Source organism: Pseudomonas cedrina subsp. cedrina (assembly GCF_001983175.1).
In the GTDB taxonomy this organism is placed as follows: domain Bacteria; phylum Pseudomonadota; class Gammaproteobacteria; order Pseudomonadales; family Pseudomonadaceae; genus Aquipseudomonas; species Aquipseudomonas cedrina.
In genome coordinates, this window is sequence record NZ_MNPW01000003.1 from 143,767 (window position 1) to 154,356 (window position 10,590).

Annotated in this window: 12 protein-coding genes; 11 read left to right on the forward strand and 1 reads right to left on the reverse strand. The window is 64.8% G+C overall.

Annotated elements, in window-relative coordinates; all coding sequences use genetic code 11:
- Positions 1-190: 190 nt before the first annotated feature.
- From nirS to BLL36_RS06475, 11 genes are read left to right on the forward strand one after another with little or no spacing between them, the layout of a single operon-like run.
- Positions 191-1,864 (forward strand): nitrite reductase, encoded by a 1,674-nt coding sequence (gene nirS / locus BLL36_RS06425; RefSeq protein WP_076950637.1) that lies wholly within the window; start codon positions 191-193, stop codon positions 1,862-1,864.
- Positions 1,865-1,888: 24 nt separating this feature from the next.
- Positions 1,889-2,203: a c-type cytochrome gene (locus BLL36_RS06430; RefSeq protein ID WP_076950638.1), complete on the forward strand. Its 315-nt coding sequence runs from the start codon at positions 1,889-1,891 to the stop codon at positions 2,201-2,203.
- Between the two features lie 16 nt (positions 2,204-2,219).
- Complete coding sequence (locus BLL36_RS06435) at positions 2,220-2,537, forward strand: c-type cytochrome (RefSeq protein WP_197678471.1); 318 nt, start codon at positions 2,220-2,222, stop codon at positions 2,535-2,537.
- A complete protein-coding gene (locus BLL36_RS06440) occupies positions 2,534-3,703 on the forward strand; it encodes a cytochrome D1 domain-containing protein (protein ID WP_076950639.1) in 1,170 nt (389 codons plus the stop codon). The genes BLL36_RS06435 and BLL36_RS06440 overlap by 4 nt, the downstream gene beginning before the upstream one ends.
- A gap of 1 nt (position 3,704) precedes the next feature.
- Positions 3,705-4,163 (forward strand): Lrp/AsnC family transcriptional regulator, encoded by a 459-nt coding sequence (locus BLL36_RS06445; RefSeq protein ID WP_076950640.1) that lies wholly within the window; start codon positions 3,705-3,707, stop codon positions 4,161-4,163.
- Complete coding sequence (gene ahbB, locus BLL36_RS06450; protein WP_090220005.1) at positions 4,160-4,675, forward strand: siroheme decarboxylase subunit beta; 516 nt, start codon at positions 4,160-4,162, stop codon at positions 4,673-4,675. The genes BLL36_RS06445 and ahbB (BLL36_RS06450) overlap by 4 nt, the downstream gene beginning before the upstream one ends.
- Positions 4,668-5,111, forward strand: coding sequence for an Lrp/AsnC family transcriptional regulator (locus BLL36_RS06455; protein WP_076950641.1), 444 nt, complete (start codon positions 4,668-4,670; stop codon positions 5,109-5,111). The genes ahbB (BLL36_RS06450) and BLL36_RS06455 overlap by 8 nt, the downstream gene beginning before the upstream one ends.
- A complete protein-coding gene (gene ahbB, locus BLL36_RS06460) occupies positions 5,086-5,586 on the forward strand; it encodes a siroheme decarboxylase subunit beta (protein WP_076950642.1) in 501 nt (166 codons plus the stop codon). The genes BLL36_RS06455 and ahbB (BLL36_RS06460) overlap by 26 nt, the downstream gene beginning before the upstream one ends.
- A gap of 12 nt (positions 5,587-5,598) precedes the next feature.
- A complete protein-coding gene (gene nirJ / locus BLL36_RS06465; protein WP_076950643.1) occupies positions 5,599-6,777 on the forward strand; it encodes a heme d1 biosynthesis radical SAM protein NirJ in 1,179 nt (392 codons plus the stop codon).
- 43 nt (positions 6,778-6,820) lie between these two features.
- A complete protein-coding gene (gene cobA, locus BLL36_RS06470; protein ID WP_076950644.1) occupies positions 6,821-7,645 on the forward strand; it encodes a uroporphyrinogen-III C-methyltransferase in 825 nt (274 codons plus the stop codon).
- Positions 7,642-9,096, forward strand: a complete 1,455-nt coding sequence (locus BLL36_RS06475; RefSeq protein ID WP_076950645.1) for a nitrite reductase — start codon at positions 7,642-7,644, stop codon at positions 9,094-9,096. Before cobA ends, BLL36_RS06475 begins: the two co-directional genes overlap by 4 nt.
- Positions 9,097-9,177: 81 nt before the next feature.
- On the opposite strand, the gene BLL36_RS06480 is transcribed toward BLL36_RS06475, so the two are convergent.
- Positions 9,178-10,518 (reverse strand): oxygen-independent coproporphyrinogen III oxidase, encoded by a 1,341-nt coding sequence (locus BLL36_RS06480; RefSeq protein ID WP_083735264.1) that lies wholly within the window; start codon positions 10,516-10,518, stop codon positions 9,178-9,180.
- Positions 10,519-10,590 lie beyond the last annotated feature (72 nt).

Here is a 10,590-nt window from a genome sequence, read left to right on the forward strand (position 1 = left end):
GTACTCACAACGGGTTCGACGCCCACGCTAAGGGCCCCTGCGACAACCTGGCAAGTGCTACCCAAGGCAAACTTGATCGCCGTCAAGCGAGCATTGCACCGCGCCAACATAGTCTTGGCCGGCACTAAGAACCTGCGCTCTACCCAGCCTTCGCCGGGCACCGCAAAGGTCTTGCCTGAGGAGAGATGGAATGCTGACTCGCACTAGAAAACCCTGGGGCCTGGGCCTCGCCGGCTTGAGCTGCGCCCTGGCCCTCGCACTGCCCCTCACCGCCCATGGCGACACGCCGGCTGGCATGGTGAAAACCGCAGGGGCCCCGGATATCAGCCAGGCCGACTTCGACACTTCCAAGCAGATTTACTTCGAACGCTGCGCCGGTTGCCACGGTGTGCTGCGCAAAGGCGCTACCGGTAAACCCCTCACACCGGACATCACCCAGGCCCGTGGCCAGGCCTACCTGGAAGCGCTGATCACCTACGGCTCGCCGGCCGGGATGCCGAACTGGGGCACCTCCAATGCGCTGACCAAGACACAGATCAGCAGCATGGCCACCTTCATCCAGCACACCGCGCCCACCCCGCCGGAATGGGGCATGGCCGAAACCCTCAAGACCTGGAAAGTCCTGGTAAAACCCGCAGACCGGCCGAAGAAACAGCTGAACACGCTCAACCTGGAAAACCTGTTTTCCGTGACCCTGCGCGACGACGGCAAGATTGCCCTGGTCGACGGTGACACAAAGCAGATCATCAAACTGATCGACACCGGCTACGCCGTGCATATCTCGCGGATCTCCGCCTCAGGCCGCTATCTGCTGGTGATCGGTCGCGACGCCAAGATCGACATGATCGACCTGTGGCCTGCCGAGCCGACCAAGGTTGCCGAGATCAAGGTGGGCATCGAAGCGCGCTCGGTGGAAACCTCCAAGTTCAAGGGCTACGAGGACAAGTACACGATCGCCGGCTCCTATTGGCCACCACAGTTCACCATCATGGACGGCGAAACCCTGGAGCCCAGGCAAATCGTGTCCACCCGCGGCATGACCGTGGACAAGCAGGAATACCACCCCGAACCGCGCGTGGCGGCAATCATTGCCTCCCACGAATGGCCGGAATTTATCGTCAACGTCAAGGAAACCGGCAAGGTGATGCTGGTCAACTACCAGGACATCAAGAACCTCACCATCACCACCATCGACGCCGCGCCGTTCCTGCATGACGGCGGCTGGGACAGTACCCACCGCTACTTCCTCACGGCGGCCAACAACTCGAACAAAGTGGCGGTGATCGACTCCAGGTTGCGCACCCTCACCGCGCTGGTGGACGTTGGTAAAACCCCGCATCCCGGCCGTGGCGCCAATTTCGTTCACCCGCAATACGGGCCCGTATGGGCGACCAGCCACTTGGGCGACGGCGGCATTTCGGTGATCGGCACCGACCCGATCAAGCATGCGCAATACGCCTGGAAGCAGGTGGCATCGCTCAAAGGCCAGGGCGGCGGGTCGCTGTTTATCAAGACCCACCCCAATTCCCATCACCTCTATGTCGACACCACGCTCAACCCCGACGCCAAGCTCAGCCAGTCGGTGGCCGTGTTCGATATCAACAACCTCGACAAAGGCTACAGCGTGCTGCCAATCGCCGAGTATTCCGGCATCAAGCAAGGCGCACTGCGCGTAGTGCAACCGGAATACAACAAAGCTGGGGACGAGGTGTGGTTCTCGGTGTGGAACGGCCAGAACGAGGAGTCGGCGCTGGTGGTGATCGACGACAAGACCTTGAAGCTCAAGCAGGTGATCAAGGACAAGCGCCTGATTACACCGACGGGCAAGTTCAACGTCTTCAACACCCAACACGATATTTATTGAGCCCCATCAACATGAGGTCACCCAATGAAAATTAGTCTTCTCGCACTGCTGGCATCCGCCGCTGCGCTCAGCCTGCAACCGGCGCTGGCGCAAGACGGGCCCGCGCTGTTCAAAAGCAAACCGTGCGCCGCCTGCCATTCCATCGACAGCAAGCTGGTAGGGCCGGCATTGAAGGACGTTGCGGCCACGAATGCCGGCGTGAAGGACGCAGCCACGACCCTGGCCAGTCACATCAAAAACGGCACCCAGGGCAACTGGGGGCCGATTCCAATGCCGCCAAACCAGGTCACGGACGATGAAGCCAAGGTATTGGCCACCTGGATCCTGACCCTGAAATAACCCTGAGGAGCGCGCCATGAAAGTCTCGATGATCGGTTCGGCCGTGGCGCTGCTGCTACTCATTCCCGGGCCCGCAAGCGCTGCGGTGGATGCCCAGCGCTTGGAGCATCTGCTGACTCAGGATTGCGGCGCCTGCCACGGCCTGTTTCTCACCGGCGGCCTGGGCCCTGCGCTCACGCCCCAGGCCCTTGCCGGGCAGAGCCGCGACAGCCTGATTGCCACCGTGACCCATGGCCGCCCTGCCCGTGCGATGCCCGGCTGGGCACCGCTGCTCAGTGCCGGCGAAATCGCCTGGCTGGTCGACCGCCTCTTGCAAGGAAGCCCCGCACCATGATCCGTCCCACACTGCTAGCCGCTTGCCTGTTACTCGGCGCCTGCGCCCAACCCGCGTTGCGCGGCACCGGCGACCTGGGCGTGGTCATCGAACGTGCCAGTGCCAGCGTGCAAATCATTGAGTCCACCGGCATGAGCGCACTGGCGCGCATCGACGGCCTGGGCGACCTGTCCCACGCTTCGGTGGTGTTTTCCCGTGACCAGCGCCATGCTTATATTTTCGGCCGCGACGGCGGCTTGACCAAGGTCGACCTGCTGGGCCAACGCATTGAAAAACGCGTGATCCAGGGTGGCAACAGCATCGGCGGCGCCATCAGCCAGGATGGCCGCCTGATTGCCGTCTCCAACTACCAGCCCGGTGGCGTCAAGGTGTTCGATGCCCGCACCCTGGCACTGCTTGCGGACATTCCGGCCACGCCGCTGGCCGACGGCAAGCGCTCGCGCGTCGTGGGCCTGGTGGACGCGCCCGGCCAGCGTTTCGTGTTCAGCCTGTTCGATAGCGGGGAGATCTGGAGCGCGGATTTCAGCCAGGGCAATACGCCGGCGATCACCCGCTTCACCGGCATTGGCGAGCAACCCTACGACGCGCTGATCACCGCCGATGGCCGCTATTACATGGCCGGCCTGTTCGGTGAAGACGGCATGGCCCAGCTGGACCTGTGGCACCCGGAAAACGGCGTCAAGCGCGTGCTCGCCGACTACGGCCGCGGCCAGGCAAAACTGCCGGTGTACAAAATGCCCCACCTTGAAGGGTGGGCCGTCGCCGACAACCAGGCGTTCGTGCCCGCCGTGGGCCGTCACCAAGTGCTGGTGATGGACGCACGCACTTGGCGGCAGACCGCCGCGATTGCCGTCGCCGGCCAGCCGATCTTCGTCACCGCACGGCCCGACGGGCGCCAACTGTGGGTCAACTTCGCCTACCCGGACAACGACCGCGTACAGGTGCTCGACAGCGAGACCCACCAGATCGTCGCCGACCTGCGCCCCGGCTCCGGTGTGCTGCACATGGAATTTACCGGGCGTGGCGAGCAGCTGTGGCTGTCGGTGCGCGACGGTGAGCAGGTGCAGGTCTGGGACCCGTATCGCCTGACCTTGCTCAAGACCTTGCCGGCCTTGAGCCCAAGCGGAATTTTCTTCAGCAGCCGTGCGCAAAAAATGGGGTATTGAGATGGACCTTGACCTGCTCAGCCAGCAGTTGATCGAACGCTACCAGCACGGCATGCCGCTGTGCGCCGAACCTTACCGGGAAATGGCCCAGGTGCTGGGCTGCAGCGAAGCCGAGCTGATGGCCTGCCTGCAACGCCTGGAACTGGCCGGCGCCCTGTCGCGCATTGGCCCGGTGTTCGAACATACCCGCGCCGGTGCCAGCACCCTCGCCGCGCTGGCCGTACCCGCCGAGCGCCTGGAACAGGTGGCGCGACGCGTCAGTGAATACCCGGAGGTCAACCACAACTATGCGCGCGAGCATCACTACAACTTGTGGTTTGTACTGACCGGCCCGCACCGCCAGCACCTGAAGCAGATCCTCGACGAACTGGAGAAGGACACCGGCCTGCGCCCGCTGGATCTGCCGATGCTTACAGCCTACCGCATCGACCTGGGTTTCTCCCTGGGAGCGCACCCGTGATCACGCCGTTGAGCCACGAACAGATGCTCGACCTGCGCCAGTGCCTGGAACGCGGCCTGCCACGGGTGGCCCGGCCTTATGACAACCTTGCCGAACAGATTGGCGCCCATCATGACCAAGTGCTGCAGCAGATGCGCCAATGGGATGAACAAGGCCTGTTCCGACGCGTCGGCCTGGTGCTCAATCACCGCGCCCTGGGGTTTGTCGCCAATGCGATGCTGGTGATCGATGTGCCGGACGCGCTGGTGGATGAGGTGGGCATGCGCCTGGGTCGCGTCGCCGGCATCAACCTGTGTTACCAGCGCCCTCGGCGTTTGCCGCAATGGCGCTACAACCTGTTCTGCATGGTGCACGGCCGCGAGCGTGCGGCCGTGACCGCGCACATCCAGGCGCTGCTGCAACAGCAGCAGCTCAGCGACCTGCCCCACCAACTGCTGTTCAGCACCCGCGCCTTCAAGCAGTGCGGCGGGCGTTTTGCACCACCACCGTCGCAGGTACGGGCTCATGGATGATCTCGACCGCCGCTTGATCAACCGCCTGCAACACGGCCTGCCGCTGGTGCGTCAGCCCTGGCGGCAGGTGGCCGAGGAACTGCACAGCCATCCGAGCGAACTGCTCGACCGCCTGCATGATTTGCTCGAAGACGGCGTACTCACGCGCTTCGGTCCGATGTTCGACATCGAGCGTCTCGACGGCGCCTTCACCCTCGCCGCGCTGGCCGTACCGGAGGCGCAATTTGACACCGTCGCCGCACAGCTCAACGCGTTGCCTCAGGTCGCCCACAACTACCGCCGCGACCATCGCTGGAACATGTGGTTCGTGCTGGCCTGCGCCAGCGAGGCGGAACTGGCCGCCACCCTGTTTCGCATCGAGGCCCTGACGGGGCTGGCGGTGCTCAATCTGCCGAAGGAGCAAACCTACCATGTCGGTGTGTATTTCCCGGTCTGACAACACCCTGGCCCTGCACCTGGTCGCCCTGACGCAAAGCGGCCTGCCGCTGGTGGAAGATCCGTGGGCGTGGCTGGCGGAGCAATTGGGCATCAGCGCCGAATCGACCCTCGACCTGCTCAAGCGCCTGCAAGCCGAAGGCGCGATCCGGCGCATCGCCGCCGTGCCCAACCACTACCGCCTGGGTTACCGGCATAACGGCATGACCGTGTGGGACGTGGCCGATGAGCAGATGCCACACCTCGGCGAGCTGCTCGGCGCGCAGCCTTTTGTCAGCCATTGCTACCGGCGTCCACGCAGGCCCGACTGGCCCTACAACCTGTTCGCCATGGTGCATGGGCGCAGCCGCGAGGAAATCGACAGTTACCGCGAGCACCTGCGTTATCTGCTGGGGGACGCCTGCCGCGCCGATGAAATGCTGGTGAGCAGCCGCATCCTGAAAAAAACCGGCCTGCGCCTGAGCCCGTCGCACTAGAAGGAGCGCCCCATGCTGCGCATCAGTCAGTACCTGCGCACCCTGGCGGGCCAGTGCCCGCCACCCCGTACCGCGCCGCCGGGCAGCGAGCGCCCGCCGGTGGTCATCTGGAACCTGCTCAGACGTTGCAACCTCACCTGCAAACATTGCTACGCCACCAGCGCTGACAGCGTGTTTCGCGATGAACTGGACACCCAGGCCGCTTTGCGGGTGATCGATGACCTGCACGCAGCCGGGGTGCGCGTGCTGATTCTGTCCGGGGGCGAGCCGTTGCTGCGCGAAGACCTGTTCCAGCTCAGCGCCTACGCCCGCGATAAAGGCTTCTTCGTTGCGCTGTCGACCAACGGCACGCTGATCGACGAGCAGAATATCCAGCAGATTGCCGATGCGCACTTCGATTATGTCGGCATCAGCATCGACGGCCTGGAGGCGACCCACGATGCGTTCCGCCAGTTGCACGGCAGTTTCCAGCGCTCGATGCACGCCATTCGCCTGTGCCGCCAGGCCGGAATCCGCGTGGGCCTGCGCACCACCTTGACCCAGGAGAACCACGCGCAGTTGCCGCAACTGCTGGGGTTGATGCGTACGTATGACGTACAGAAGTTCTACCTCTCGCACCTCAACTACAGCGGACGCGGCAAGCGCAGTCGCGGGCTGGATGCCCACCGGCAGATGAGCCGCGAGGCCATGGCGCTGATTTTCCAGCAAGCCTGGGGCGACATACAACGCGGCGTGGACAGCGATTTCGTCAGCGGCAACAACGACGCCGATGCCGTGCTGTTGCTGCAATGGGTTCACCAGCACCTGCCCGAACACTACCCACAGCTGGAGCAACTGCTGCATGACTGGGGCGGCAACGCTTCGGGCAGCGGCATCGCCAATATCGACAACACCGGCGAAGTGCACCCGGACACCTACTGGTGGCAGCACTCGGTGGGCAATGTGCGCCACACCTCGTTCCGCCAGCTCTGGCGGGACCAGCCCGACCCGCTGCTGCTGCGCCTGCGCGAACACCCGCGCAGCATCGGCGGGCGCTGCGCCGAGTGCCGCTGGCTGGCGATCTGCAACGGCAATACGCGTACCCGTGCCTGGGCCGATGGCGATCTCTGGGGGCCCGACCCCGGTTGCTACTTCAGCGACGCCGAGATCGACCGTCAGCCCGCCCCGTTGATCCCTTGCACCACCCGGTGACACAACCGGGGGCGCTTACCTGATGATGAACCAAGGATGTCTCATGCATACAGTCACCGCCCTACCCGCCATTCTGCACAGCCCCTTGCACCCCGGCGAAGTCGCTTTGGTCGGTGCCGGCCCCGGAGACCCGCGCCTGCTCACCCTGCGCGCCTGGAGCCTGTTGATGCAGGCCGACGCAGTGGTGTTCGACCGCCTGATCAGCGCCGAACTGCTGGCGTTGATCCCGCTGACCTGCGCCCGCCATTACGTGGGCAAGGCCAGCGGTTACCACAGCCTGCCCCAGGACCAGCTCAACGAACTGCTCGCGGAACTGGCCGAACAAGGCCAACGGGTGGTGCGGCTCAAGGGCGGCGACCCGTTTATCTTCGGGCGCGGCGCCGAGGAACTGGAGTACCTGCTCGCACGGGACATTCCCTGCCAGGTGGTGCCGGGCATCACCGCCGCGTCCGGTTGCAGCGCCTATGCCGGCATCCCGTTGACCCACCGCGACCTGGTCAATTCGTGCCGCTTCGTCACCGGCCACTTGCAGCGCGACGGTGCATTGAAACTGCCCTGGGCCAGCCTCGCCGAGCCGAGCCAGACCCTGGTGTTCTACATGGGCTTGTCGAACCTGGCGTTGATCGCCGAACACCTGATGGCCGCCGGTTTGCCGGCGGACACCCCGGCGGCGCTGATCAGCAATGGCGCCCGGCCCGACCAGCATGTCGCCCGTGGCACCTTGCGCCAGTTGCCCACCCTGGCCGCCGACTGTGAACCGGGCGTGCCCACCCTTACGGTGATCGGCCAGGTGGTGAGCCTGTTTGCCGACGCGCGCCTGCACTACCCCGCCAGCCTGACGGCGCCGCGCCGACCGGTGGCGGTATGAAAAGCCTGCCGCTGGTCGCGCTGCTGTGGGCCGCTGCCGCCCACGGCACACCCGCCGCGGATTACCAGCAGTATTGCGAAAGCTGCCATGGGCTCAATCGCATCGGCGCCACTGGCCCGGCGCTGCTTGCGGAGAGCCTGGGAAGGATCAAGCCGGACGAGGTGCGCAAAGTCATCGAGCAAGGCCGCCCGGCCAGCCAGATGGCCGGGTTTTCAGCGCAACTGAGCGCGGCGCAGATCGACGGTCTGGCGAGTTTCCTGCAGCAGCCCCCCGCCACGCCGGCAACCTGGAGCGAACAGAACATCCGCGGCAGCCACCGCCTGCTGGCCGACCTGAGCCAATTGCCGAGCACGCCGCAACACCACGCCGATCCGCTCAACCTGTTTGTGGTGGTCGAATCCGGCGACCATCACATCGACATTCTCGACGGCGATCACTTTACCGTGCTGGACCGCTTTGCCAGCCATTTTGCGGTGCACGGCGGGCCGAAGTTTTCCCCGGACGGGCGCTTTGTGTACTTCGCCTCGCGGGACGGCTGGATCAGCCTGTACGACCTGCACAACCTCAAGCTGATCGCCGAAACCCGCGCCGGGCTCAACACCCGCAACCTGGCGGTGAGCAAGGATGGCCGCTGGGTGCTGGTGGGCAACTACCTGCCGGGCAACCTGGTGGTGCTTGACGCCCGTGACCTGTCGCTGGTCAAGACCCTGCCCACCGGCTCGCGGGTCAGCGCCGTCTATACCGCGCCGCCGCGCAACAGTTTTGTGGTGGCGCTCAAGGACGTGAATGAAGTCTGGGAACTGCCCTACGCGGCCGCGCAGCCCAGCTGGGAACCCCGGCGCATCGCGGCGCGTGATGTGCTCGATGACTTCTCGTTCAGCCCCGATTACCGCCAGTTGCTCGCCACCTCGCGCAAGGCCGGTGGCGGCCAGGTGATCGACCTGGATTCAGGCGCGGTGATCAGCGATATTCCCCTGGCGGGCATGCCGCATCTGGGCTCGGGCACCTATTGGCGGCGCGATGGAAAGTGGGTGTTCGCCACCCCGAATATCAGCCAGGGTCATATCAGCGTGCTCGACCCCGTCACCTGGAAGCTGATCAAGCAGATCCCCACACTGGGCCCGGGCTTTTTCATGCGCAGCCATATCAACTCGCGCTACGTGTGGAGCGATGTGTTTTTCGGGCCGGACAACGATGCAATTCACCTGATCGACAAGCAAACCCTGCAAATCGCCCACACCTTGCGACCCGTACCGGGCAAGACGGCGGCGCATGTGGAGTTCACCCGGGACGGGCGCTATGTGCTGCTGAGTATCTGGGCCACCGACGGTGCATTGATCGTCTACGACAGCCAGACGCTGGAAGAGATCAAGCGCCTGCCCATGAACAAGCCGTCGGGCAAGTACAACGTGGGTAACAAGATCGAGTTTGCCGAGGGGACTTCGCACTGATGCATGGGTGTGGTGACTGAGTGCGGTCGACTGTAAACAGGATCAAAATGTGGGAGCGGGCTTGCTCGCGAAGGCGCAGTGTCAGGCACCGGATTGGTCGACTGATCCACCGCTTTCGCGAGCAAGCCCGCTCCCACATTCCGGATCCGGTTCACTTCGGGCAATAGGCAGCTCGAACAAACCGCACAACTCATCCACCCGCGTGCGCCCCGCCGGCAGCACGCACAAGAACTGCGCCGACAATTCAATCAGCCCCTCACGGTTCCACTGCTCCAGCAGCGGCCAGATCGTCGAGAAATGCCGTGCGAACATCACCCCATAACGCCGCTCGATGGCCTGGATATCCAGCTCCAGGTCACAGGCCAGGCGCTCTGCCACGTACTCGCGCAGCGCATCGCCGGTGTCGCGCTGCCAGCCCTGGCACGTGGCGAGTTGGCCGTTGCCCAGCGCCTGCGCGTAGCGCTGTTCGTCCGCGGTGTTCTGCGCGCACAGCGTATCGATCTGGCTGATGGCGCCCAGGCCCAGCCCGATGTGATCGCAGTAACCATGCAGGGTGAAGCCTTCGCACGTGCGGCTCAGCCGGCCGCGTTCCTGGGCCTGGGTAAGGTCATCGTCACCTCGGGCGAACTGGCCCAGGCCGATGTAGTGGTAACCCGCTGCGTCCAGGCGTGCGAAGCACAGCTGGCGCATGGCGGTTTTATCCGCCGCGCTGCACAGGGCCTGGGCCGGTTGCGCCGGGTAGCGGCATGGCGGCGTGGCGTAGTCGAACACCTGCAGGCGGTCCGGCTCCAGGGCGATCAGGCTGGCCAGCTTGGCCTCGAAACTGGCCAGGGTCTGCCAGGCGCTGCCGTAGCCCAGGTCGACACTGACCGAGCGGAAGTCGAAGGTCCGCGCGGCATCGATCAACGACTCGATCGGCGCCGGGTCGCGGCAGTACGCCCGGGAATAGTCGTCCTCGGCACGCGCATCGGGCACGCCAATGCACACGCGATTGAACCCCAGTTCGCGCAACACGCCGACGCTGGCCCAGTCGGTATGCCGGGGGTCGAGGTCGATGCCGTAGTCGCCGCGGTCATGCTCAAGGAAATGCAGGCGCTCGAACAGCGGCGCCATCAGCGCCTGCACATCGCCGACGGGCGCCGGGCCACGCCACTGGAAGTAGTCCACCGGTTGGCGGCTGCCGAGGTGACAGCCGACCAAATGGATTTCCTGGGCCAGGCTGCGTCGGTAAGCCTCAGGCGCGCTGGCCGGCCAGCGCAGGGTCAAGGCCAGCGGGCGTTGCCGCTGGCGGCTGCCGCGCAACGCGCGCAACACATCCAGAGAGCCGACGCCCGCGTGAAACCTGCGAATGTCAGCCTGCCCATTCAGGTCCAGTACGCCTTGAGCGTGGCGTGCACGTGCGAGAGGAATAACGGTGTGCATGACAGGCTCCGGGGCCGGCGGCGGTCAGCCATTGTCCGGTGCGACGCCACGGCGCACCTTGATATGCATCAA